The sequence below is a fragment of the Ramlibacter sp. PS3R-8 genome (genome assembly GCF_037572435.1).
Taxonomy (GTDB): Bacteria; Pseudomonadota; Gammaproteobacteria; order Burkholderiales; family Burkholderiaceae_C; genus Ramlibacter.
Genome location: NZ_JBBHGT010000002.1, coordinates 506,838 through 530,943, shown reverse-complemented (window position 1 = coordinate 530,943; position 24,106 = coordinate 506,838). Strand labels below are relative to the sequence as shown.

Here is a 24,106-nt window from a genome sequence, read left to right as displayed (position 1 = left end):
GGCGATCAGACCTTGTAGTAGCGCTCGGCGCGCTGCTGCGCGCGCTGCGCGGCTTCCTTCGGCGTCTTGGCGCCGCTCACCGCCTCGGCCACCATGTCCTGCACGATGAAGTCGGCCAGCGCGCCCGCGGACGCGTAGCCCAGCTTGCCCATGTAGCCGGCCGGGCGCAGGTTCTTCACCGAGTCGCGATAAGGCGTGTGCTTCGGGTCGACCGTCCACACCGGGTTCTTCTCGTAGGCGCGCAGCGGCTGCGAGATGTAGCCGCCGGCGGCCTGCATCCACGGGCCGTACTGCTCTTCTTCCATCATGAAGCGCACGAACTCCTTGGCGGCCTTGGGGAACTTGGTGTGCTTGAACACCATCTGGTTGAAGAACAGGTGGTACTCGGTGGGCACGCCGACCGGCCCGATGGGGAAGGACGCATGCTGGATGTCCGCCTGCAGTTCCTTGACCTTGGGATCCGTCGCGTTCTTGGCGGCGTAGTAGACCGAGATGCCGTTGTTCGTGACCGAGATCTGGCTGTCCAGGAAGGCCTTGTTGTTGTTCGGGTCCAGCCAGGACAGGGTGCCCGGGATGAAGGTGGCGTACAGCTCCTTGCCGTATTCCAGCGCCTTCTGCGTCTCGGCGCTGTCGATGATCACCTTGTTGTTCTTGTCGACCAGCGCGCCGCCGAAGGCCCACAGCAGCCACTGCGTCCACCCGCTGTCGCCCGTGGCGTGGCCCAGCGCCATGCCGCCCGGCGTGCCCTTGGCCTTGAGCGCCTGGAACATCTTCAGGAAGCCGTCGGTGTCGCGCGGGAAGGTGGTGATGCCGGCCGCCTTGAGCATGCTGTCGCGGTACACCATCATGCTGCCGGTGCCGCCCAGTGCGACGCCGATCCACTTCTTGCCGTCGGGGCGCAGGAAGGCCTCGCAGGCGGGATACCAACCGCCGTACTTCTTGCCCAGGTACTCCGCGACGTCGGTCATGTCGACCAGCTTGTCGGGATACAGGTTGGCGTCGTCGTTGGTGGACAGGATGATGTCCGGGCCGGCGCCGGTGTTGGCGGCCACGGCCGCCTTCGGCCGCACGTCCTCCCAGCCTTCGTGGTCCAGCTTCACCTCGATGCCGTACTTGTCGCTGAACTTCTTGACGTTGGCGACGTAAGCGTCCTCGTCGCCCTGCACGAAGCGCTTCCAGCGCAGCACGCGCAGGCGCGCGCCTTTCTCGGGAACGTTGTTCCACTGCGCGTGCGCGGTGGCGGGCCACATCAGCGGCAGCGACACGGCGGCTGCCCCGGCGGAGGCCGTCTGGAGGAACTTGCGGCGATCTTGAGCGGACATGGTTGTCTCCTGGTGGTAATCGAAAGCTGACCCCGTTGCTCAGGGGGTCAGTCGCACGCCGGTGCCGGCGTCGAACAGGTGGGCGCGGCCCGTGTCGGGCCGCAGGCGGATGATTTCGCCCGGCCGGAAGGCGTGGCGATCGCGAAAGACGCTGGTGACTTCGACACCGGCGATCTTGGTGAAGACCTGGGTGTCGGCGCCGGTCGGCTCCACCACCACCACTTCGGTGGCGACGCCGTCGTCGCCGCTGGCCAGCGCCATGTGTTCGGGGCGGGTGCCGTAGATCACCGGCTGGCCGTCGGCCACGTCGCCCTTGACGGCGGGCGCGGGCAGCGACATGTCGCCGGCCAGTTCGACCCGGGCCGCGCCGCCGGCTCGCCGCAGCACGCCGGGCAGGAAGTTCATCGCGGGCGAGCCGATGAAGCCGGCCACGAACAGGTTCGCGGGGTGGTCGTACAGCTCCAGCGGGGAGCCGGTCTGCTCCACGAGGCCGTCGCGCATGACGACGATCTTGTCGGCCATGGTCATCGCCTCGATCTGGTCGTGCGTCACGTACACCGAAGTGGTCTTCAGCCGCTGGTGCAGCTCCTTGATCTCGGTGCGCATCTGCACGCGCAGCTTGGCGTCGAGGTTCGACAGCGGCTCGTCGAACAGGAAGACCTGCGGGTCGCGCACGATGCAGCGGCCCATGGCCACGCGCTGGCGCTGGCCGCCCGACAGCTGGCGGGGGTAGCGATCGAGCAGCTCGCCCAGGCCCAGGATGTCGGCCGCCTTGCGCACGCGTTCGTCGGCCACCGCCTTGGGCTGCTTGGCGAGCATCAGGCTGAAGGCCATGTTGTCCCGCACGGTCATGTGCGGATACAGCGCGTAGTTCTGGAACACCATCGCGATGTCCCGTTCCTTGGGCATCATGTCGTTGACGACGCGGCCGCCGATCAGGACCTCGCCGCTGCCTATCTGCTCGAGCCCCGCGATCATGCGCAGCAGCGTGGACTTGCCGCAGCCGGATGGCCCGACCAGCACCGCGAACTGGCCGTCCTCGATGTCGATGTCCACGCCGCGGATGATGTGCGCGGCGCCGAAGTACTTCTGCACGCCCCTGATTTGTACGGTGGCCATCGTTCCTCTTGCACCCGGGTTGGGCTGGCGTCGGACCTTGTAGCATGAAAGAAATTGCGCGTCATCAGCATCGCAACGGGGGTGCGTGCATCTTCGGCCGGTCCTAGGGAAAGACCCGGAGTCCGCGAACGTCATATCGTCATACCATTGGCCGATGGCGGACTTCGCATGATCAAGAACGTCCACGGCAACACCGTCGACCATCTGGGCGAGGCCATCGTCGCGGGCCGCTATGCCGCCGGCGCGTCCATCCCGCCGGAGCCGCTGCTCGGCGAGGAACTGGGCGTGAGCCGCACGGTCGTGCGAGAGGCCATCAAGTCGCTGGCCGCCAAGGGCCTGCTCACCACCGGGCCCAAGGTGGGCACCCGGGTGCTGGCCTCGGACCACTGGAACTGGTTCGACCCCGACGTCGTCATCTGGCAGTCCAAGGCCGGCCTCACGCGCGAGTTCCTGCGCGACCTGCAGGACCTGCGGCGCGTGGTGGAACCGGCGGCCGTGCGCATGGCCGCCGAGCGCGCCACCGCGGTCGACATCGCCGAACTCGAGACGGCCTACGAGGGCATGCGCCGGGCGGTGGAGGAGGGCGGCGACTACGTGGCGTTCGACCTGCGCTTCCACCAGGGCCTGCTGCGTGCCTGCCACAACCGGATGATCGTGCAGATGAGCAAGGCGCTGTCGGCGCTGCTGCGCACCAGCTTCGAGATTTCCACCAGCCGCAAGGACGGGCCCCGCAATTCGCTGCCGATGCACCGCGCGGTGGTCGATGCCGTGGCTGCCCGCCAGCCGGCCAAGGCGGAGCGCGCGATCCTGGTGCTGATCGACAGCGCCCGCGAGGACATCGAGGCGGTGCTCGCCTCGCGGCGCCGCCTGCCCAAGCTGGACATGCCGGCGCGGCTGCTGCGCGCCTGATCCGCAGGCAGGGACCATGCACAAGGCCGTCGACCTCTTTTTCAAGCTGCTGGAACTGCTGGTGGTCGTCGCCCTGGTGGCGATGGTCTTCATGGTGTTCGGCAACGTCGTGCTGCGCTACGCCTTCAACTCCGGCATCCTGGTGTCGGAAGAGCTCGCGCGCTACTGCTTCATCTGGCTCACCTACATCGGCGCGATGATCGCGATGCGCGAGCGCGGCCACCTGGGCGTGGACACGCTGGTGCGCCGGCTGCCGCGCGCGGGCAAGGTGGTGTGCCTGTTCCTCTCCGAGTCCATGATGCTGGCCGTCAACGTGCTGTTCTTCATCGGCACCTGGAAGATGCACGAGCTGCAGGTGACCAACGTCTCGCCCGTCGTCGGCATCTCGATGATCTGGGTCTACGGCATCGGGTACGTGGTGGCTCTGGTGATGGCGCTGTTCAACATCGGCGTGCTGTACCGACTGCTCACCGGCCAGCTGGCCGACGAGGAGCTCGTGCAGGTCGTTGAGTCGGAAGACCTGCCGCACGCCGTCCTGTCCACCGAACCGCCGCCCCGGGGAGCCGCGCGATGACCGTCTTCGTCTTCGTGGGCAGCCTGCTGGGGGCGATGGCGCTGGGCATGCCGATCGCCTACGCGCTGCTGGTGTGCGGCCTGTCGCTGATGGGCTTCATGGCGGCCACCGGCATGCTGCCGGCGTTCGACTCGCAGATCCTGGCGCAGCGCTTCGTCGACGGCGCCGACAACTTCCCGCTGCTGGCGGTGCCCTTCTTCCTGCTGGCCGGCGAGTTCATGAACGCGGGCGGCCTGTCGCGCCGCATCGTGCAACTGGCGATGGCCTGGGTCGGCCATTTCCGCGGCGGCATGGGCTACGTTGCGGTGCTGGCCGCCGTGATCATGGCGTCGATCTCCGGTTCGGCGGTGGCCGACACCGCCGCGCTCGCCGCGCTGCTGCTGCCGATGATGAAGCAAGCGGGCTACCAGGTGAACCGCTCCGCCGGCCTCATCGCCTCGGGCGGCATCATCGCCCCCGTGATCCCGCCGTCGATCGGCATGATCATCTTCGGCGTCGCTGGCAACGTCTCGATCACCAAGCTGTTCCTGGCCGGCATCTTCCCCGGCATCCTGATGGGCCTTGCGATCGGCATCGCCTGGTGGATCGTCGCCAAGAAGGAGAACGTGCAGGCCGCGCCGCGCATGCCGATGGGCGAACGGCTGCGCGTCACGGGGCGCGGCTTCTTCGCGCTGGTGCTGCCGGTGGTCATTCTCGGCGGCATGAAGTTCGGGGTGTTCACGCCGACCGAAGCCGCCGTCGTGGCAGCGGTGTACAGCTTCGTCGTCGGCATGTTCATCTACCGCGAGCTGAAGGTGAAGGACCTTTACGGGCTGGTGCTGTCGGCCGGCAAGACGACCGCGGTCGTGATGTTCCTCGTCGCCGCCGCGATGGTGAGCGCCTGGCTCATCACCGTTGCCAACATTCCCGACGAGGTGGCGAAGATGCTGTCGCCCTTCGCGCACCACAAGACCCTGCTGATGTTCGTGATGATGGTGATCATCGTCATCATCGGCACCGCGCTGGACTTCACGCCGACGGTGCTGATCCTCACGCCGGTGCTCATGCCGATCGTGCGGCAGGCCGGCATCGACCCCGTGTACTTCGGCGTGCTGTTCATCATGAACAACGCCATCGGCCTGATCACGCCGCCCGTGGGCACCGTGCTCAATGTGGTGTGCGGCGTGGCCCGCATCAGCATGGACGATGCCTTCAAGGGCGTGATGCCGTTCTTCCTGGCGCAGCTCGCCGTGCTGTTCAGCCTCGTCCTGTTCCCCGACCTCGTCCTCCTGCCGCTGCAGTGGCTGATGAAGTAAGCCCTTTTTTTCGATTCAACCAAGGAGACACACCATGATGAAGCGACGCACCCTCGTCACCCTCGTCGCCGGCGCCGTGCTGGCGGCAGCCCCTGCCTTCGCGCAGTTCCAGGAACGCACCATCAAGTTCACCAACGGCGTGAACGAGGACCACCCGGTGGGCGTGGGCGTCAAGAAGATGCAGGAAGTGCTGGCGGCGAAGACGGGCGGCAAGATGAAGATCAACGCCTTCTGGGGCGGCGCCGCGGGCAACGACCTGCAGGCCACCCAGGCGCTGCGCGCGGGCACCCAGGAGATGGTGTGCACCTCCTCGTCGCCGCTGGTGGGCATCGTCAAGGAACTGGGCGTGTTCGACCTGCCGTTCCTGTTCTCCAGCGAGCGCGAGGCCGACGCCGTGCTGGACGGACCGGCGGGCGCCTATTTCAACAAGAAGCTGGAAGAGGCGGGTGTCGTGAACCTGGCCTACTGGGAGAACGGCTTTCGCAACCTGACCAACAGCCGCAAGGCGGTGGCGAAGGTCGAGGACTTCGACGGCATCAAGCTGCGCGTGATGCAGAACAACATCTTCCTGGACACCTTCCGCACGCTCGGGAGCAACGCCGTTCCGATGGCGTTCCCCGAAGTCTTCACCGCGCTGGAAACCAGGACGATCGACGGCCAGGAAAACCCCTTCGTCACGATCGAAACGTCCAAGTTCAACGAAGTGCAGAAGTACCTGTCGGTCACCCGGCACGCTTACACGCCCTTCCTGGTGCTGTATTCCAAGAAGCTGTGGGACCAGCTCGGCCCGCAGGAGCAGGCGGTGCTGCGCGAGGCGGCGATCGAAGGGCAGAAGGTGCAGCGCGCCGCCAACCGGCAGCTGAACGAGAAATCGCTGGCCAGCCTGCGCGCCAAGGGCATGCAGGTCAACGAGATCACGCCGGCAGAGCAGCGCCGCATGTTCGACAAGGTCAAGCCGGTGTATGACAAGAACGTGCCCACCATCGGCGCGGAACCGGTGAACGTGGTGCTCGAAGCGCTGAAAAAGGCGCGAGGCGGCTAGGCGACTCCCCTACGGGCTGCTCGACGGTGGTACCTACAATGGCCCACGCCACCGCGCGCCTCGAAGCGCGCGGGCATTCGTGGGGAAAAGGTCGTCATCGTGAAGCAGCCTGCAGAAGTTTTGCCGGTGGATGTGCCGCAGCCGGGGCAGTGGCTCGGCTCCACAGCCCTGCTCGATCTGGAAGACCCGCGGCTGCGCCTGCGGGTGCATGCCTTGACGCAGCTGTGCACGACCGAGCGCGACAAGGCGCTCGCGCTGTACCAGTTCGTCAAGCGCATGCCCGTGGGGCGGCGCTTCAAGGCGGCGCCGCACACGGCCCGCGAAGTGCTGGACGTCGGCCGGGGCGATGCCCTGGACAAGGCGGCCTTGCTGGTCGCGATGCTGCGCGCCGCCGGCATTCCCGCGCGCATCCGCTGCATCCTCCTCGACGGCCGGATCCTGCACGGCGTGACCTCGGCGGTCCGGGAGGCCGACCGCCCCGTGCTGGAGGTCTGGCTCGAGGGCGCGTGGCAGCAGACGGACACCTATATCTACGATGCGGATACGATGGCCTCGGCCCGCCAGCGCCTGAAGCACCTGGGGCGCGAGTGGGGCTACGGCATCCACGTCGAGGGCCGCATGCTGTGGCACGGCGAGGGCAGCGCCTTCGTCGGCGGCCCGCCGGACGCCTCGAACCCCATGTTCCTGCGGGACATGGGTTGCTTCGACGACCCGCTGGCCTACATCACCTCGCCGGTGTTCCGCCGTCGCTGCAGCCTGCTGGGCCGGCTGGTCCGCTGGAACGTGCTGGCGCCCTTCAGCGACCGCGCGTGGCGCGCGCTGCGCGAGCAGCCGTCGCTGCCGCACGACCCCTCCCGCAAGACCTCCTGAGGCCGGCGCTCCTGCCGGTGTTACCGGCATGAAGATCCGCCAGCTCGAAACCATCCGCCTCGGCGAGTTCCCCAACATCCTCTGGGTGCGCGTGCACACCGACGAGGGGCTGGTGGGACTGGGCGAAACCTTCATGGGCGCCGAAGCCGTGGAGGCCTACCTGCACGAATGGGCCGCGCCGCGCCTGGTCGGCCAGGACCCGCTGGCCATCGAGGCCCGCGCGCGGGACCTCACCGGCTACCTCGGCTGGCGTGGATCGGGTGTCGAGACGCGCGGCAATTCCGCCGTCGACATCGCGCTGTGGGATGTCTTCGGCCAGGCGGCGGGCATGCCGATCCACACCGCGCTGGGCGGCGCATCCCGCGACGCGATCCGCGTCTACAACACCTGCGCGGGCTACCAGTACATCCGCAGCAACAAGAACCAGTCGTCGACCAACTGGGGGCTGGGCAATGCGCAGGGCCCGTACGAGGACCTGCAGGGTTTCCTGCACCACGCCGACGAACTGGCGGCCTCGCTGCTGGACGAAGGCATCACGGCGATGAAGATCTGGCCCTTCGACGTGGCGGCGGAGCGCAGCCACGGCCAGTACATCAGCGGCCCGGACCTGGACGCGGCGCTGGAGCCGTTCCGCAAGATCCGCGCGACGGCGGGCAACCGCATGGACATCATGGTGGAGTTCCACAGCCTGTGGCGGCTGCCGATGGCGCGCCGCATCGCGCGCGCGCTGCGGGAGTTCGACACCTTCTGGCACGAGGACCCGATCCGCATCGATTCGCTCGACCTGCTGAAGGCCTACGCGGAAGATTGCAAGGCGATGGTGTGCGCCAGCGAGACCCTCAGCTACAGGTGGGGCTTCAAGGACTACCTGCAGACCGGCGTGGCCGGCGTCGCGATGCTGGATCTGAGCTGGTGCGGCGGCCTGACGGAAGCACGCAAGATCGCGGCGATGGCCGATGCCTGGCAGCTGCCCGTGGCGCCGCACGATTGCACCGGGCCGGTGGTGTGGACGGCGTCCACGCACCTGTCGCTGCATGCGCCCAATGCGCTGGTGCAGGAGAGCGTGCGGGCGTTCTATTCCGGCTGGTACAAGGAACTGGTGACCGAGCTGCCGAAGGTGGAGCGGGGGATGATCAGCCTGAACGACAAGCCGGGGTTGGGGATCCAGCTGCTGCCGGACCTGCACAAGCGCAAGGATGCGATCGTGCGGGTTTCGTGAGGCCGGCGGCGGGGTCGCTTCGCGAACCCGCCCTACAACCGGCACCTCGGCACGCGGTGCGGTGGGCGTTTCATGCCTGTAGGGTGGGTTCGCGAAGCGACCCCACCATTCATTGCCGGTTCATCGCGCCTGACAACAGCACCCTCCTGCCACTCGCCGCCGGCACTTCGCGCAACAGCGCCGCCGCCACGTCCCGCGCCGCAATCGATCGCAGGTTCGCCGGGATCACGGGCCGCAGCCATTGGCTCACGCGCAGCGCCAGCTTCTCGCCGCCGCGCACAGGCTGGCCGAGGGACTCGCGGTCGCCGGCCAGGAACGAAGGGCGCGCGATGACCAACGTTTCGTAACCCAGCGACGCCAGCGCAGCTTCGAGCTCGCCCTTCACGCGGTTGTAGAAAAGGGCCGAGCCCGCATCCGCGCCCATCGCGCTGACCAGCCCGAGGCGCTTCGCACCCGCTGCCCGCGCCGCTTTCGCGACGGCCAGGTTGGCGTCGAAATCGATCGCGCGGAAAGCGGACTGGCTCCCGGCCACCTTGATCGTGGTCCCGAGAGCCAGGTAGGCTTCGTCGACGGCGGGCAGGGCGGGCAGCGCCGCGAAATCCACGACGTGTGCCGTCAGCTTGGGGTGCTGCAGGCCGGACGGCCGGCGGACCAGCGCGTGCACCGCAGTGACCGAGTCATCGGCCAGCAGTCCCTGCAGGATGTCACGCCCCACCAGACCCGTCGCGCCCGCGACGAGCGCGATCCGAGGGGGCCTGGAGGACGCAGGCATGCCGAGGGTCAGCGGCCGCCGTAGTTGTTGCGGGGCGGCGGGCCGCCGCGGCCGCGATTGCCGCCACCGCCGCCGCGACGCCCGGCACCCATGCTGTCGATGCTGGTGCGGGTGGGGTCGGGCTGGCCGCCGGCGTTGACGCGCTTGACGCCGCTCATGTCGCGCACGCTCGGCATGTTGGTGCGCAACGGGTCCACGTTGCTCGGCATGCGCTCCTCGCCGTCGTCGTGGAGGTCCTGGCGCACGTCGCGCGGCTGCTGTTGCTGCGGAGGCCGCGCGCCCTGGCCGTTGCCGGAACGCTGCGACGGCTGCTGCGAGCGGCCGCGCGAGGGCTGGCCGCCGTTGCCGTTGCGGGCCTGCTGGCCGCCATTGCCGTTGCCGTTGCGGACCTGCTGGCTGCCGTTGCCGTTGCCGTTGCGGGCCGGCTGGCCTTCGCTGCGCTGGCCGTTGCCGTTCGCATTGCGGCCACCGCCGTTGCGCGAGCCGGCGTTGCGGCCCGGCTGGCCGGACTTGTCCTTGTTGTCCCGCATGCGCTGCATCATCTCGCTGCGCGCGGCCTTGGCGGCGGCGTTGAGCACTTCGCGCGACGGCGGACGGCCCTTGCCGCCCCACAGGACCTGGCGTCCCATGGCGATGGGCTCGGCCTGTTCACCCGGTTCCGGACCGAAGCCCTCGACCACTTGCGCGGGGATGTCCTGCTTGGTGAAGCGTTCGATCTCCTGCATGAAGCCTTCTTCGTCCAGGCAGACCAGGCTGACGGCGGCGCCGTCGTTGCCGGCCCGGCCGGTGCGGCCGATGCGGTGCACGTAGTCTTCCGGCACGTTCGGGATTTCGTAGTTCACCACGTGCGGCAGTTCATCGATGTCGATGCCGCGGGCGGCGATGTCGGTGGCCACCAGCGCACGGATGTCGCCGCTCTTGAAACCGGCCAGCGCCTGCGTGCGGGCGGTCTGGCTCTTGTTGCCGTGCAGGGCCATCGCGGTGATGCCCTTCTTGTTCAGGAATTCAGCGACGTTGTTGGCGCCGAACTTGGTGCGCGTGAACACCAGCACCTGTGACCAGTCGTGTTCCTGGATTACGTGCGCCAGCAGTTCCTTCTTCTTGCCGCGGCCGACCGGGTGCGTCACTTGCGTGATGCGCTGCACGGTGGTGTTGCGCGGCGTCACCTGGATGCTCACCGGGTCCTTGAGCAGCGTGTGCGCCAGGTCGCGGATCTCGTCGCTGAACGTGGCCGAGAACAGCAGGCTCTGCTTTTCGCGCGGCATCAGCGCCAGGATCTTCTTCACGTCCGGCAGGAAGCCCATGTCCAGCATGCGATCGGCTTCGTCCAGTACGAGGATTTCGACGGTCGACAGGTCCAGGTGGCCCTGCTGCTGCAGGTCCAGCAGGCGGCCCGGCGTGGCCACCAGGATGTCCACGCCCTTCTTGATGCGGTCGATCTGGGGATTCATGCCGACGCCGCCGAAGATGACCGTGGACGACAGCGGCAGGTACTTGCCGTAGGTGCGGATGGACTCTTCCACCTGCGCGGCGAGTTCACGCGTCGGGGTGAGCACCAGGGCGGCGACGCCGTCCTTGCCGAACTTGTTGGTCTTGCTTTTGCCCTTGCTGAGCATGTGCAGCATCGGCAGCGTGAAAGCCGCCGTCTTGCCGGTGCCCGTCTGGGCGCCCCCGAGCAGGTCCTTGCCCTCGAGCACGGCGGGGATCGCCTGCGCCTGGATGGGGGTGGGGATTTCGTAGCCTTGTTCGTGGACGGCCTTGAGGATGGCGGGAGCGAGATTCAGTTCATCAAAATTCATGGAGCAATATGGCGCCTTCCCGGGCGCTGGGGCATCGGCCGTTCCGCGCCAGGTAGGCCGGATCCAGTGAGTGGCAGATGAGGTTTCTAGGGGTCGGGAGCCACAGGCGAGGAGCCTGATCGTCCCCAGCGGTACGCTGAGCTCGCAGGCAACTGGAGGCCGCGAGAGACCCATTGTCGCATGGTTTGCCCGGCAGGGCTCGCGCCGCCCACGTTGCGCGGATGCACCGCCTGTCCGTGCCGAAGTGCGCGTCCGGCGTGCCAGGGTTGGAGGGACCGTTGAGCCAGACCCATAATGGCCGATACCCGCAGGAGCACATGGCCAAGTTGATGAAGCTGAGAATGGGCGTGTCGGACGACCCGACCGCGCTGCAGCCGTCGCTGAGCGACTGCCTCGCGGCCATGCTCAGCCAGGCCCAGCCGCTGATCAGCGACGTCCTGCAGGGGCTGGTGGACGCCGTGATCATCTCCGGGCCCCGCCGCATCGCCGCCTTCCAGTCGATCCCCGTGCGCCACGCCATCGAGGACCTGCAGGTCGATGGCGAGCTGTTCAAGGAAACCTTCATCAAGGAGCTGACCCGCCTGGTGTATGAAGGCGGCGGCAAGGACGTGGCGCAGACCGAAGTGCTGCGCTTCCAGGACCTGCAGCTGTTCGAGGACGCGGACCTGGACCAGAGCATCGAGGTGGCGCGCGCGCAGCAGGAGGTGGCCTTGTCGGTGGACGACACGCTGCCGCCGCTGGACGCCCTGATCAGCACGATGCTGGGCTGGCGCACCATCCAGCCGGGGCTGAATCCGCTGCGGCCCGAAGTGTTCGTGCGCGCCCTGCAGAAGGCCTTGGCGGACCACGTGCGCGACAACCCGGCGCGCGAGGCCCTCATAGCGCCGGCGGCCGGCATGCTCGGTGTCAACCTGCGCAAGCTGTACCGCGAGCTGTCCGAATGGCTGCGCTCCACCGGCATCGAGCCGGCGGTGCCGCTGGGCGGGCGCATCGACAAGAACTCCGGCGCCGGCGGCAAGCCCGTGACGGACACCGTCGCCAAGACGCTGCTCACGCTGGATCGCCTGCGCAAGCTGCTGGCGGGCGACTTCGACCAGCCGCGCAAGGCCGAATTCCTGCATACGGTGCCGGCGTCGATGGCCTTGCTGAAGGACCTGGACAAGACCGACGAACTGGTCAAGCAGCTGGAGCAGCGTGCCCGGCCGGCGGCCGCGCCGGCCCAGCCGGTCGACATGCTGGCCGAAGCGGCCGCGCCTGCCCCGCCCGCGCAACGCATCGGCCAGCAACTCGGTGCGGAAGTGGTGCGCATGATGTTCGACCACCTGGCCGAAGACCGGCGCTTGCAGCCCTCGCTCAAGCGCGAGCTGAAGAAGATGGAGAAGGCGGTGTTCCGCCTGACGCAGGAGGATTCGCGCTTCTTCAGCGACCGCAACCACCCGGCGCGGCAGGTGCTGGACCGCATCACGCAGCGCAGCCTGGCGTTCGGCTCCGAGCAGGATGCCGGCTGGCAGCGCTACCTCGAATCGGTGCAGTCGGCATCGCACTGGCTCGAAAGCAAGGTGATGGACGCCGACACCTTCGACGAGCTGCTGGACCACCTGCAGTCGCAGTGGGGCGGCCAGGACCACGGCGCCCGGCAAAAGCGCGAAGAGGCGGCGCGGGCGCTGCTGCACGCCGAGCAGCGCAACCTGCTGGCGCAGAAGCTCGCGGCCGAATTCACGTCCGACCTCGACGGCCTCGACATGGCCGACTTCGTGCGGGACTTCCTGAAGAACGCCTGGGCGCAGGTCGTGGCCGAGGTGCAGCTGAGCTGCGACGACGGCTCGTCCGACCCCTATGGCTACCGCATGCTGGTGGACGACCTGATCTGGAGCGTGCAGAAGAACACCGCGCAGCGCGGCCGCGCCCGCCGGCTGGTGCAGATGATCCCCAACTTGCTGCTGCGCCTGCGCGAGGGCCTCGACCGCATCGGCTATCCGCCGGAGTTGACCCAGCGCTTCTTCGACCACCTGATCACGCTGCATCGGGCGGCGGTGCAGGAAGGACGCGACACCACCGTCGAAGCCGCGGCGGACAAGGCGTGGTCCGAGAAATCGCAGTTCAGCGACACCGGGCAGGACGAGATCCAGATGTGGCTGGACCAGACGGAAGCCCAGGAGTCCGGCTTCCTTTCGGAAGAGCCGGACCTCGCGCCCGAAAACGTGGCTGCGCCCGAGGCGGCGGCCGAGGAGCAGCGCCGCGAGCAGCTGGCGGAGGCCAGGGCCGCCCAGCCGGCGGCGGAGCTCCCCGCGGCCGAGCCGGTCCCCCTCGAGCCCGAGGACTTGCGCATCGGCGCGTGGGTGGAAATCCAGATCAAGGGTGAATGGGTGCGCGCGCAGCTGACGTGGAGCAGCCCGCATGCCACGCTGTTCATGTTCACCTCCATCGGCGGCACGGCGCATTCGATGTCGCGCCGCACGATGGACAAGCTGCGGCTGAACGGAGCCCTGCGCGTGGTGGCTGACCGCCCCGTGATGGACGAGGCCCTCGACCAGATCGCCCAGGTGGCGCTCAAGAACACGGTCGAAGGCAAGGAATAGGGCCCGCCGGCCGGGGGCGCCCGGCCTCGTCCCTGATAATGCAAGGTTTCCCCGCAGAAACCCCGCATCACCCATGGCCCAGTACGTCTACACAATGAACCGCGTCGGCAAGATCGTGCCGCCGAAGCGGCAGATCCTGAAAGACATCTCGCTCAGCTTCTTTCCCGGCGCCAAGATCGGCGTGCTCGGCGTCAACGGCTCCGGCAAGTCGACGCTGCTGAAGATCATGGCCGGCATCGACACGGAGTACGAGGGCGAGGCCACGCCCATGCCGGGCCTGCGCATCGGCTACCTGCCGCAGGAGCCCAAGCTGCGGCCCGAGCAGACGGTGCGCGAAGCGGTCGAGGGCGGCATGGAGGAAGTGCTGAACGCCAAGGCGCGGCTGGAAGAGGTCTATGCGGCTTATGCGGAGCCGGATGCCGACTTCGACGCGCTGGCCGCCGAACAGGGGAAGCTCGAGGCGATCATCGCCGCCCAGGGTGACGCCGGGGAGCACCAGCTCGAGATCGCCGCCGACGCGCTGCGCCTGCCGCCCTGGGACGCCGTCATCAAGAACCTGTCGGGCGGCGAGAAGCGCCGCGTGGCCTTGTGCCAGCTGCTGCTGTCCAAGCCGGACATGCTGCTGCTCGACGAACCCACCAACCACCTGGACGCCGAGTCGGTGGAATGGCTGGAGCAGTTCCTCGCGCGCTTCCCCGGCACGGTGGTCGGCATCACCCACGACCGCTACTTCCTGGACAACGCGGCCGAATGGATCCTGGAGCTGGACCGCGGTCGCGGCATCCCCTACAAGGGCAACTACTCCACCTGGCTGGAGCAGAAGGAAGCGCGCCTGGAAACCGAGCAGCGCACCGAGGACGCCCGCACCAAGGCGATGAAGAAGGAACTGGAGTGGGCGCGCTCCAACCCGAAGGGCCGCCAGGCCAAGAGCAAGGCGCGCCTCGCCCGCTTCGAGGAGCTGTCCGATTACGAGTACCAGAAGCGCAACGAGACCAACGAGATCTTCATCCCGGTGGGCGAGCGCCTCGGGCACGAGGTGATCGAGTTCGTGAATGTGTCCAAGTCGTTCGGCGACCGCGTGCTGATCGACAACCTGAGCTTCAAGGTGCCCGCCGGCGCCATCGTCGGCATCATCGGCCCCAACGGCGCCGGCAAGTCGACGCTGTTCAAGATGATCTCCGGCAAGGAGAAGCCGGATTCCGGCGAAGTCAAGATCGGCAAGACGGTGCAGATGGCCTTCGTGGACCAGCACCGTGACGACCTGGCCAACGACAAGACGGTGTGGGAGGACATCTCCGGCGGCCTGGACCTGATCCAGATCGGCAAGTTCACGATGGCCAGCCGCGCCTACTGCGGCCGCTTCAACTTCAACGGCGGCGACCAGCAGAAGAAGGTAGGCATGCTGTCGGGCGGCGAGCGCGGCCGGCTGCACCTGGCCAAGACCCTGCTGCAGGGCGGCAACATGCTGCTGCTGGACGAGCCCTCCAACGACCTGGACGTGGAAACCCTGCGCGCGCTCGAAGACGCCCTGCTGGAATTCGCCGGCTGCGTGATGGTGATCAGCCACGACCGCTGGTTCCTGGACCGCATCGCCACGCACATCCTGGCGGCGGAAGACGAAGCCAAGTGGGTGTTCTTCGACGGCAACTACCAGGAGTACGAGGCGGACAAGAAGAAGCGCCTCGGAGAAGAGGGTGCAAGACCGCACCGGGTGCGGTATAAGGCGCTCAAGTAAGCGAGCGCAGCGAGCGAACTGAGCGTCCCCGCGCAGGTAGGGACCCAGTTCCATCAGGCGAGCGCGGCGAGGTCATCCCCGCGCAAGCGGGGATCCAGATCGTTCATACGGAGGGGAGCGGGCCTGCATGCGCGGCACCAGCAAGCAACCGCAATACCAGTCGCTGTACCGGGCCTGCATCAAGGATGCGGCGCTGGGTGGCGCCGCCCTCCTGACCACCACGCTCGCCCGGGCCGCTGCCGTCTTGCCGCAGGTGGCGGCGGGACTGCAGGACGTGGTGGAGCGCAGCATGATGCTCGAGGCGCTGGAGGTGCTGCGTGAACAGCAGCAGGCGCTGGTCGATGCCTTCCCCCAGGCCCTGCTGGCCGAATTCGCGCAGGCCATCGCGGGCGAACGCGTCTCCCCCCTGAGTTTCGAAGCGCTGCCATTGCTGGCCGACGAGCAGCTGCAGGACAACGCCGATCTCGTGCGCGCGGTGCGCGATCTCGAAGCGGGCGTGCGTCCGCAGCTCGCGCAGCTCGAATCCGCGCTGGCCGCATTGCAGCTGACACCGCACGGCGCGCCGGGCCGCCATCCGCTGCGGCCCGAGGTCTACGTGCGCGGCGTCTACCGGCTGGTGCGGCTCAGCCCGGTGTCGGCGGGCGTGCGGCGCCGCTGGCTGCGTCACCTGCCGCCGTTGATGGCCGAGGAACTGGCGCGGGGCTATGTCGCCATCGCGCAGCGCCTGCAGCCGCCGGAGTCCGACGCGCCGCAGCGTGCCGTGGAGGAGGTGCCGCAGGAGGCGCGTGACCAGGCCACCCAGCTCACCATCCGCGAGCTGCGCAAGCTGCTGGCGGGCGAACCGGGCGAGGGCGCCGACGAGGCGGTCATCGTCTTCGGCGAAACCGAGTTCTCGCACACCGTGCCGGCCGCACTGGAAATGGTGCAGGACCTGCGCAAGGTGGACCAGCTGATGCTGCAACTGCGCCAGCGGCAGGCCGCGATGCCCGGCGATGGCAAGGACACGATGGTGAACTTTCGCGAGGCCCTGCGGCAGGAGGCCCGGCGGCCCTCGCAGGCGCTGGGGCTCGAGGTGGTGCACCTGATGGTCGACCAGCTGACCCGGGACCCGCGGCTGGTGCCGGCCGTGCGCGACGTCGTGCGCGAGCTGGAGCCGCCGCTGCTGCGCCTGGCCCTGGTCGACCCGCGCTTCTTCAGCGACCGCTCGCACCCCGCGCGGCAATTGCTGGAGCAGGTGACGCAGCGCAGCCTGGCCTGGACGTCCGGCGACGAGCCCGGGTTCGCCGGTTTCATGGAGGGCCTGCAGCAGGCCACCGAGGCGATGCTGGACGCCCGCAGCAGCGGGCCGGAGACTTTCGAGATCGCCCTGCACGCGCTGGAGGAAGCGTGGGCCGAGGCGCAGCCGCGCAGCCGCCGCAACAAGGAACGGGCCGTGCGCGCGCTGATGCGCGCGGAGCAGCGCAACCTGCTGGCCGAGCGCCTGGGGCGGCAGGTGCTGGAGCGCGCGGATGCGGCCGGTGCGCCGCCCGAAGCGCTGGCGTTCCTCACCGGGCCCTGGTCCCAGGTGATGGCGCAGGCGCGGCTGGTGGACACGACGGGCGCGGAGGATCCGGGCGGGCTGGGATGGGTCGTGCCCACCGTCCTGTGGGGCGTGCAGCCCTCGCTGGCGGCCCGCGTGTCCGGCCAGCAGGAGCAGCTGATCGAGCGCATCCGCGCGGGACTGGCGGGCATCGACCACCTGCCGGCCGACACCCAACGCTGGCTGAACCTGCTGGCTGCGTTGCACGAACTGGCACTGTCCGCCAGCGGCACCACGACGCGGCCGCCGGAGCCGGTGCCCCCGAAGGTGGACACCTGGCTGGCGCCGCTGGAGATCTACGAATCCGGCTACGTGCCGGAGCAGCCGATCCCGCTGGGCTCGTCCGCGTGGGAGCCGGAAACGCTGCCGCCGCAGGAGATGGCGATCGGCGCGTTCGTGGACCTGCAGGGCGATGGCTGGGAGCGCTGGCAGCTCACGTGGTGCAGCCCGCATGGCCTGCTGTTCATGTTCGCGCATGCCAACGGCACCACGCGGTCGATGACGCGGCGCAAGCTGAACCAGATGCTGGCGCAGGGGACGCTGCGGCTGGTGTCCGCGCATCCGGTGGTGGATGGGGCGCTGGATGCGGTGGCGCAGGCGGCTTGGCGGAATAGCTTGAGCGCTTGACACCGGGGTTCGGCTGCGCGCTCACCGCCGGCCTACGGTCCGGCTGCGTTCTCGCCCGCCGTTTCCGGCGTTCGTCGTAGGCCGGCGGTGAGCGCGCAGCCGAACCCCGGTGAAGCTTCACGCCTGCCACACGCCAAACCCCTTCTCGCGCAACGCGATGCCAAGCTCCACCTCCATCTCGCACGCCGCACCGTACGGCATCGGGTTGTAGACCTCGTACAGCGAGGGCAGCAGCCGGATGCCGTGCTCGCGCACGAAATTGTTGGCCTGGATGCCGGCCTTGTGCTTGTCGAATCGCACGTCGGGGTCCAGTCCCGTCATGCCGACGTACACGAAGGGCATGCCGAGGCGGTAGTCCGGGTTGCAGCGGCGAAAGCGCGCGTTGTTCCACACCGCGTCGTCCAGCTGCACCACGTAGACGTGATAGTGCTGCCCGCCGCGCCGCGCCATCGCTAATTCGCGTCCACAGCGCGCCAGCTGCCCTGCACGCGCACGTCGCCTCGAATGGAATGCGCGATGTCGCAGCGTTCATGCGCGGCGTGATGCAGCGCCTCGATCTCGCCGTCGGCCGGCGCGTCGCCGGCCACCCGTACCTCGGGACGCAGGAGCACTTCGACGATGCCGCGCTTGCCGTCGGCAAAGGCGCCCATGCGGCCTTGCGCGGCATCGCGGTAGCTGTCGACCACCACGCCGCGTTGCGCCGCGAGCGACAGGAACCACAGCATGTGGCAGCTCGACACGGCCGCGACCAGGGCCTCTTCGGGATCGACCGCCGCGGGGTCGGACAGCGGGACACGCACGGAATGCGGAGAGCTCGAAGCCGCGACCACGGCGCCGCCATCGAACCGCCATGCATGGGCGCGGCTGTACTGCTGGTCGACGAAGCGGGCGCCCGCGCGGCTCCATTCGACGGTGCATTCGTGGCTTGCCATCGCGCTGTCCTCAGGTCTTCGGCAGCGCCGCCAGCGCGCTGCGCTCGGTTTCCGCGAGGTGAGCCTGCAGCACGCGCACGGCTGCCTTGGCGTCGCGCCGGCGCAAGGCCCTGATCAGGGCGTGATGCTCCTCGTGCCAGCCCTGGGCCCGGCTGCCGGGTTTCATCCGCGCGAAGTAGAAGCGGTCCACGCGCAGGCGCAGGCGCCGCACGATCGTCATCGACTCGCCGCGCTGCGCCGGTGCGTAGAGGCACTCATGGAACTCGCGATCACCCGCGATCCAGTCCGCCACCGCTTGCGCCTTGTCCAGCGCAGCCTGCACGGTTTCAACCCGGTTGATCGTCGCCGCGGTGTGCAAGGGCACGGCCTGCTCGAGCACATCCGTTTCGATCAGCCGCCGCAGCCTGAACAGTTCGCGCAGGTCCGCGGCGCTCTCGTGCCGCACATACATTCCCTTGTTGGGCACCATGTCCAGCAGCCCCTCCGCCTGCAGCTGGAACAGCGCTTCGCGCACCGGCACCCGGCTGACACCCAGCTCGGCCGCGATCTCCTCCTGCCGCAACGGATAACCCGAGGCCCACCGTCCGCCGTCGAGCGCCTGCCTCAACAGCACCGTGACGGCAGAGGATGTGGTGGTGCTTATGGAAGAGGCTGGCATCGGCTGAGTTATACATGTATACAATCCGGCCCGCAATGAGGCAATGGAATATTTCACGCCAGCAGGCGATGTAGGACGAGACGCTGTAACAGCCCGAACTTTCTCCCACACGCCCCCTCCATGGGTCTTGTTCGCCAGTTCGTTAAAGAGGGGACCCGGATGAAAGAGCGCATTGCCTCGCAGGTGACTTCCATTCACAACGCCGTGATGCTGGGCTTGCTGCTCGGCGCCGGCCTGAGTGGATCGATCGGAGGTTCTTCCGCTCCCGTGTCCGACACGCTGGCCAGGCAAGCCGACAAGGTTGCGGTCGAGGTTGCGGCGCCGGCTCCGAAGGCCGCACCGGCGCCCGCCCGTTTCAATGTGCATATCGATGCGTACTACGAGCAGTTGCGCACCAAGCTGCGCTGGAAGGACGTGCGCTATGCGGGCGACGTCCTGCAGACGCCGGATGCGCAGTCGCGGCTGCTGCTGGTCCAGTCCGCCGCGGAACGCGCGGGACTGGAGAAAGTCGGCCTGAGCTACGCCGATGTCTACGGCATCATCAATGCGGAGACGTCGTGGATTCCCCGCATGGGCTCCAGCAAGGACGGCACGCCGAACCTCGGCATTGCACAGTTCGAACCGGCCACGGCGCGCGCCGTCGGCCTGACCGATCCGCTGGATCCGGTGCAGGCGGTGCATGCCGCGGCGATGCACCTGAAGGACGCGGCGACCTGGAGCTCGCGGCGCATTGCCAACCTGAAGCTCACGCCGGAAGAGCACGCGACCAAGCTGCGCGAAGGCGTCTCCATCTACTACAACCTGTCGAGCAAGGGCCGCAGCGAGTGGAACGGCCTGAACACGGCAAAGCTGCCGATCGAGACGCAGCGCCACATCGCCAACGCGCGCCTCGGCGCGCGCGAGGCCGCCGAGATGGAACTGCAACTGGTCCAGCTCAAGTCGCGCATGAGCCTGCCCGGCATGATGACCGCCTCCTACCGCGGCAGCGGCGGCTGATCGGTCCCCTTCAGGCGAGGTCCGCTGCCGAGGGTAGATGGGTCGCGCCGACGCGCACCCCGCGTGCCGACCGGATCGCCCGCACGACCGCCATCGCGGTCGCTTCCGCCGCCATGACCGCCAGCGTCATCATCCCCAGCGTGCGGCCGCTCTCGCCGGTGGCCAGCGCGAACAGCGTGTCGCCGTCCGAGAGGGTGTGAACCGGGTTGATGCTGCGTGCCAGGCCGTCGTGCCCCACGGTGGCAAGGCGTCCGACCTGCATCTTGGTCAGCACCGCATCGGTCGCGATCACGCCGATCGTGGTGTTGGCGGCCGCCAGCATGGGCCTGGCTTCCTCGCCGCGCAGCAAGGCCCGCCGCGTGTCGACCAGCTTTATGCCGTCGGCCGTGCGCGCACCGGCCAGCACGGCGCCGGTATCCGGATCGATGACATCGCCGAGCGCGTTGCAGGCAATGATGGCTCCCACCGTCACGCCGGAGACGGTGACCGAGGCCGTCCCGATGCCGCCCTTCATCGCCCGGTCGTAGCCGAAGATCTTGCCGACCGCCGCGCCCGCGCCGGCGCCGACGTTGCCTTCGGCCGGCGCCTGCCGCGACGCGGCCTGGCAGGCGGCGTAGCCGGCCGCCGCGTCGGGGCGGATCGAGGCGTCGCCCAGGGGCAGGTCGAACAGCACCGCACCGGGCACGATCGGCACGCGCGCCGGGCCGACTGTCATGCCGATGCCCTGCTCGTCCAGCCAGCGCATCACGCCGCCTGCCGCGTCCAGGCCCCAGGCGCTGCCGCCGGCCAGCAGGATGGCGTGCACGCGCTCGACGACGTTGGACGGGTGGAGCAGGTCCGTCTCGCGCGTTCCGGGCGCCGCCCCACGGACGTCGACACCGCCCACGGCGCTGCCGCGCGCGAGCACCACCGTGCAGCCGGTGGGCCTGCGGGTGTCGGTGAACTGGCCGACCTCGATGCCGGCGACGTCGGTGATGGAGGAGGTCATGGACGGAGGTTACTCGACCGTGCCCGACAGAGGCAATGTCCTACATGCGGTCCAGAGCATTCTCCGACAGTGTCTAATCGTTGGGCTTCCTACAGTGGACGCTCCCGCCGGCATGCGCCGGCATTCGTTGCTCAAAGACCCGCCGAGAGAGGAAATCCCATGAACGCCGAGACGACCACCCAGACCCCCTTCCCCACCAGCACCGAGGCCACTGGCAGCAACGGCAGCGGCCTGAACGGCGACGCCAACCGTGTTCGCCGCATGGCGCAAAGCCTGCACGAGGCTGTCGATTCGCTCGAGCAGAAGTTCGGCACCGGCAGCGAGCGCATCATGGGCCTGCAGGAAGAGTACGGCAACATGGCGCGCGACCAGGTGCGCGCCAACCCGCTGGCAGCGCTGGGCGCTGCCTTCGCCGCCGGCTTCATCATCGCCAAGATCCTGCGCTGAACCCCCGAAAGGCGCTCAGGCGCCTTTGACTTCCAGCTCCCGCCGCGCCTGCCGCAACACGCTGAGCCCGGCGGTGAGCGCGAGCCCCGCCATCACCGCCGCGACCAGCAGGTCGGGCCAGCGGGTACCGCTGCCGAACACCCCCACCGCAGCCAGCAGCACGGCCACATTGCCGATGGCGTCGTTGCGCGTGCACAGCCACACGCTGCGCATGTTGGCATCCCCCTCGCGATACGCATAGAGCAGCACGGCGACGCCCACGTTCGCCAGCAGGGCGAGCGTGCCGATGACGCCCATCGTCAGCGGCTCCGGCGCCACCCCGTTCCATGCGCCCCACGCGGCGCGGGCGAGCACGGCCACGCCGAACAGCAACATCGTCGCCGCCTTGAAGGCCGCCGCGCGCGCGCGGGCAACCACGCCCATGGCGAGCACGGCCAGCGACAAGCCGTAGTTCGCCGCGTCGCCGAAGAAATCGATGGCGTCCGCCAGCAGGGAGACGGAGCCGGACGAGAGGCCGCCGCCGACCTCCAGCGCGAACATCAGTGCGTTGACAACCAGCGCGATCCAGAGGACGCGGCGATAGCCGGGCGGCACCGGCCCGTCCGGAAGGTCGTGATGGTGGTGGCCGTGGTGATCGTGCGCCACGGTGTCAGCGGGCGGCGCCCGGCGCCGGTGGCGGCAGCGCGACGCCGCGGCGCTGCAGGACGTCCCGCAGGCGGTCGGGGTAGTCGGTGATCAGGCCGTCGACGCTCCATCCCACCAGCCGGTCCATGTCCGCCGGATCGTTGACGGTCCACGGAATGACCGCCAGGCGCAATGCGTGGGCCTCGTCGACCAGCGCCTTCGTCAGCGCGCCGGCATTGGGCGACCAGGTGCCGCCACCGGCGGCCTTCACCAGCCGCGGCACGCTGCCGTACTGAGACAGCTGGATGCCGGCCGTCCATGCGGGATCGCGCGCGTTGTCGTTGTTCGCGGTCTGGGTGGTCAGGTAGACGGTGGGAATGTTCGGCTCCAGCTGTTGCACGCGCTGCAGGCTGCGCCAGTCGAAGCTCTGGATGCTGACGCGCTCGCGCATCGCGCTGTCGCGGATCACCCGCAGCAAGGCTTCCACCATCGCCTCCACGCCTACCGTGTCGTCCGGCCGGTTCGGGAACAGCTTGGTTTCGATGTTGAAGCGCACGTGGCCCGCCTTGCGCTCCCGTGCCAGGTCGAACACTTCCGCCAGCGTGGGGATGCGCGTGCCGTCCACGGCCTGCTGGCTGGCGAAGGAGCGCGCATAGGGCGCGTCGGGCCGGATGCGGCCGACGTCGTAGGCGCGCAGTTGCGCCAGCGTCAGCGAGCGGATCAGCGGCCCGCGCGTGCCCTCCAGCCAGTGACCGCCGGCGTCGCGCGTGATGGCCGGATTGAGGTAGGGGTCGTGCGAGACGACCACCTGGCCGTCGGCCGTGATCGCGACGTCGAGCTCCAGCGTGGAGACGCCGAGATCCAGCGCGCGGGCGAACGCCGGCAAGGAGTTCTCCGGCAGGAGCCCGCGCGCGCCGCGGTGGCCCTGCAGGTCGAAGGCCAGTCCGGCCTGGGCCGCCAGCAGCAGCACGGCAGCGGCCAGCGCGGAGGGGAAGCGACTTCTCATCCGGCCATTGTGCCCGGCGGCCCCGATGCGGCGCTCAGTCCAGCCGCGCACCGGACTTCCGGACCGCGTCCGCCCAGCGCGGCATCTCTGCGGCGAGGTATTTCGCGAAGTCCTCGGCGCCCAGGAAGGCCGGGTCGGCGCCTTGCGCGATCATCCGATTGCGGATTTCGGGGCTGGTCAGCACCTGCCGGAACGCATCGCTCAGGCGGTCGCGCACGTCCTTCGGCAGGTTGGCCGGCGCCAGGAAGCCATAGAAGCCGACCACCTCGAAGTCCTTCAACCCGGTCTCCATGACGGTGGGGATCTCCGGCAAGGCGGGATTGCGCTCGCGGCTGGTGACGGCCAGCGCCCGCACCTTGCCCTGCTTGTGGTACGCCGCCGCCTGCGGGATCGATTCCGCCATGAACTGGACTTGCCCGCCCATGAGGTCGGTGAACGCGGGTGCGCTGCCGCGGTAGGGGATGTGCACCATGAACAGGCCGGCGGCGTTCTTGAACATCTCGGGCACCAGGTGGCTGATGCCGCCGTTGCCCGCCGAGCCGTAGTTCACCTGTCCCGGGCGCGCCTTGGCGTAGGCGACGAACTCCTTGAGCGAATTCACCGGCAGTTGCGGATTCACGAGCAGGGCCAGCGGCTGCATCGCGGTGCGCGCGATGGGCGTGAAGTCGCGCAGCGTCTGGTAGGGCAGCTTGGAGTACAGCGCCGGGTTGATCACCATCACGCCGGTGTTCGCCAGCATCAGCGTGTAGCCGTCGGCCGGCGCCTTCATCACGTCCTGCGCGCCCACGGTGCCGCCGGCGCCGGCCTTGTAGTCGATGATGAGGGGCTGGCCCAGCGCCGCCTGCAGCCGCTCGGCGAGCAGCCGCGCATGCTGGTCCAGCGGCCCGCCCGCGGGAAAACCGATCACCAGGCGGATCGGCTTGTCGGGGTAGGCCGCAAAGGCGGTGGTGGTCGCAAGGCCGGCCAGCAGCAGCGCGGCGGCCCGGTTCCAGAACGGCATGGAGGACTCCTTTG

Annotated in this window: 22 protein-coding genes; 11 read left to right on the top strand and 11 right to left on the bottom strand. The window is 68.7% G+C overall.

Annotated features, from left to right (window positions below):
• Positions 1-5: 5 nt before the first annotated feature.
• Positions 6-1,322: an ABC transporter substrate-binding protein gene (locus tag WG902_RS10400; RefSeq protein WP_340059974.1), complete on the bottom strand. Its 1,317-nt coding sequence runs from the start codon at positions 1,320-1,322 to the stop codon at positions 6-8.
• A gap of 39 nt (positions 1,323-1,361) precedes the next feature.
• Entirely contained in the window at positions 1,362-2,441 is a 1,080-nt protein-coding gene (locus tag WG902_RS10395) for an ABC transporter ATP-binding protein (protein WP_340059973.1), read from the bottom strand.
• Positions 2,442-2,609: 168 nt separating this feature from the next.
• Between WG902_RS10395 and WG902_RS10390 the strand changes: the two genes are divergently transcribed.
• The 6 genes from WG902_RS10390 to WG902_RS10365 all read left to right on the top strand — a co-directional run bounded on the left by WG902_RS10390 (position 2,610) and on the right by WG902_RS10365 (position 8,350).
• Positions 2,610-3,350: a FadR/GntR family transcriptional regulator gene (locus WG902_RS10390; RefSeq protein WP_340059972.1), complete on the top strand. Its 741-nt coding sequence runs from the start codon at positions 2,610-2,612 to the stop codon at positions 3,348-3,350.
• A gap of 16 nt (positions 3,351-3,366) precedes the next feature.
• Positions 3,367-3,924 carry a TRAP transporter small permease gene (locus WG902_RS10385; RefSeq protein ID WP_340059971.1) on the top strand — a complete coding sequence of 186 codons (558 nt, stop codon included), beginning with the start codon at positions 3,367-3,369 and terminating at the stop codon, positions 3,922-3,924.
• Positions 3,921-5,219: a TRAP transporter large permease gene (locus tag WG902_RS10380; protein ID WP_340059970.1), complete on the top strand. Its 1,299-nt coding sequence runs from the start codon at positions 3,921-3,923 to the stop codon at positions 5,217-5,219. The genes WG902_RS10385 and WG902_RS10380 overlap by 4 nt, the downstream gene beginning before the upstream one ends.
• A 34-nt stretch (positions 5,220-5,253) precedes the next feature.
• Positions 5,254-6,261, top strand: a complete 1,008-nt coding sequence (locus WG902_RS10375; protein ID WP_340059969.1) for a TRAP transporter substrate-binding protein — start codon at positions 5,254-5,256, stop codon at positions 6,259-6,261.
• A gap of 99 nt (positions 6,262-6,360) precedes the next feature.
• A complete protein-coding gene (locus WG902_RS10370; protein ID WP_340059967.1) occupies positions 6,361-7,131 on the top strand; it encodes a transglutaminase-like domain-containing protein in 771 nt (256 codons plus the stop codon).
• A gap of 28 nt (positions 7,132-7,159) precedes the next feature.
• A complete protein-coding gene (locus tag WG902_RS10365; protein ID WP_340059966.1) occupies positions 7,160-8,350 on the top strand; it encodes a mandelate racemase/muconate lactonizing enzyme family protein in 1,191 nt (396 codons plus the stop codon).
• 109 nt (positions 8,351-8,459) lie between these two features.
• On the opposite strand, the gene WG902_RS10360 is transcribed toward WG902_RS10365, so the two are convergent.
• Both WG902_RS10360 and WG902_RS10355 read right to left on the bottom strand, forming a co-directional pair.
• Positions 8,460-9,122, bottom strand: a complete 663-nt coding sequence (locus tag WG902_RS10360; RefSeq protein WP_340059965.1) for an NAD(P)H-binding protein — start codon at positions 9,120-9,122, stop codon at positions 8,460-8,462.
• 8 nt (positions 9,123-9,130) lie between these two features.
• Positions 9,131-10,921, bottom strand: coding sequence for a DEAD/DEAH box helicase (locus WG902_RS10355; RefSeq protein WP_340059964.1), 1,791 nt, complete (start codon positions 10,919-10,921; stop codon positions 9,131-9,133).
• Positions 10,922-11,238: 317 nt separating this feature from the next.
• Between WG902_RS10355 and WG902_RS10350 the strand changes: the two genes are divergently transcribed.
• From WG902_RS10350 to WG902_RS10340, 3 genes are all read left to right on the top strand, one after another.
• Positions 11,239-13,500: a DUF1631 family protein gene (locus WG902_RS10350; RefSeq protein WP_340059963.1), complete on the top strand. Its 2,262-nt coding sequence runs from the start codon at positions 11,239-11,241 to the stop codon at positions 13,498-13,500.
• A gap of 73 nt (positions 13,501-13,573) precedes the next feature.
• The gene (ettA, locus tag WG902_RS10345) at positions 13,574-15,235 is read left to right on the top strand and encodes an energy-dependent translational throttle protein EttA (protein ID WP_340059962.1); all 1,662 of its coding nucleotides are present in this window, start codon (positions 13,574-13,576) and stop codon (positions 15,233-15,235) included.
• A gap of 127 nt (positions 15,236-15,362) precedes the next feature.
• A complete protein-coding gene (locus WG902_RS10340; RefSeq protein ID WP_340059961.1) occupies positions 15,363-17,441 on the top strand; it encodes a DUF1631 family protein in 2,079 nt (692 codons plus the stop codon).
• A gap of 117 nt (positions 17,442-17,558) precedes the next feature.
• Here the strand turns inward: WG902_RS10340 and WG902_RS10335 are convergent, their stop codons facing one another.
• Genes WG902_RS10335 through WG902_RS10325 form a run of 3 tightly spaced genes read right to left on the bottom strand, consistent with a single transcriptional unit; the run spans position 17,559 to position 19,031 of the window.
• Positions 17,559-17,891, bottom strand: coding sequence for a hypothetical protein (locus WG902_RS10335; RefSeq protein ID WP_340059960.1), 333 nt, complete (start codon positions 17,889-17,891; stop codon positions 17,559-17,561).
• A 2-nt stretch (positions 17,892-17,893) separates the two neighbouring features.
• Positions 17,894-18,373, bottom strand: coding sequence for an OsmC family protein (locus WG902_RS10330; RefSeq protein ID WP_340059959.1), 480 nt, complete (start codon positions 18,371-18,373; stop codon positions 17,894-17,896).
• 10 nt (positions 18,374-18,383) lie between these two features.
• Positions 18,384-19,031: a GntR family transcriptional regulator gene (locus WG902_RS10325; protein ID WP_340059958.1), complete on the bottom strand. Its 648-nt coding sequence runs from the start codon at positions 19,029-19,031 to the stop codon at positions 18,384-18,386.
• Positions 19,032-19,190: 159 nt separating this feature from the next.
• Between WG902_RS10325 and WG902_RS10320 the strand changes: the two genes are divergently transcribed.
• Complete coding sequence (locus WG902_RS10320) at positions 19,191-20,027, top strand: transglycosylase SLT domain-containing protein (RefSeq protein WP_340059957.1); 837 nt, start codon at positions 19,191-19,193, stop codon at positions 20,025-20,027.
• Positions 20,028-20,037: 10 nt separating this feature from the next.
• Here the strand turns inward: WG902_RS10320 and WG902_RS10315 are convergent, their stop codons facing one another.
• Positions 20,038-21,015, bottom strand: coding sequence for a P1 family peptidase (locus tag WG902_RS10315; RefSeq protein WP_340059956.1), 978 nt, complete (start codon positions 21,013-21,015; stop codon positions 20,038-20,040).
• Between the two features lie 159 nt (positions 21,016-21,174).
• On the opposite strand from WG902_RS10315, the gene WG902_RS10310 reads away from it, so the two are divergent.
• Positions 21,175-21,462 carry a hypothetical protein gene (locus tag WG902_RS10310; protein ID WP_340059955.1) on the top strand — a complete coding sequence of 96 codons (288 nt, stop codon included), beginning with the start codon at positions 21,175-21,177 and terminating at the stop codon, positions 21,460-21,462.
• A 15-nt stretch (positions 21,463-21,477) separates the two neighbouring features.
• On the opposite strand, the gene WG902_RS10305 is transcribed toward WG902_RS10310, so the two are convergent.
• The 3 genes from WG902_RS10305 to WG902_RS10295 are packed head-to-tail and all read right to left on the bottom strand — an operon-like array spanning position 21,478 to position 24,092.
• Positions 21,478-22,107 (bottom strand): cation transporter, encoded by a 630-nt coding sequence (locus tag WG902_RS10305; protein ID WP_340059954.1) that lies wholly within the window; start codon positions 22,105-22,107, stop codon positions 21,478-21,480.
• Between the two features lie 4 nt (positions 22,108-22,111).
• Positions 22,112-23,092 (bottom strand): glycerophosphodiester phosphodiesterase, encoded by a 981-nt coding sequence (locus tag WG902_RS10300; RefSeq protein ID WP_340059953.1) that lies wholly within the window; start codon positions 23,090-23,092, stop codon positions 22,112-22,114.
• Between the two features lie 34 nt (positions 23,093-23,126).
• Positions 23,127-24,092: a Bug family tripartite tricarboxylate transporter substrate binding protein gene (locus WG902_RS10295; RefSeq protein ID WP_340059952.1), complete on the bottom strand. Its 966-nt coding sequence runs from the start codon at positions 24,090-24,092 to the stop codon at positions 23,127-23,129.
• Positions 24,093-24,106 lie beyond the last annotated feature (14 nt).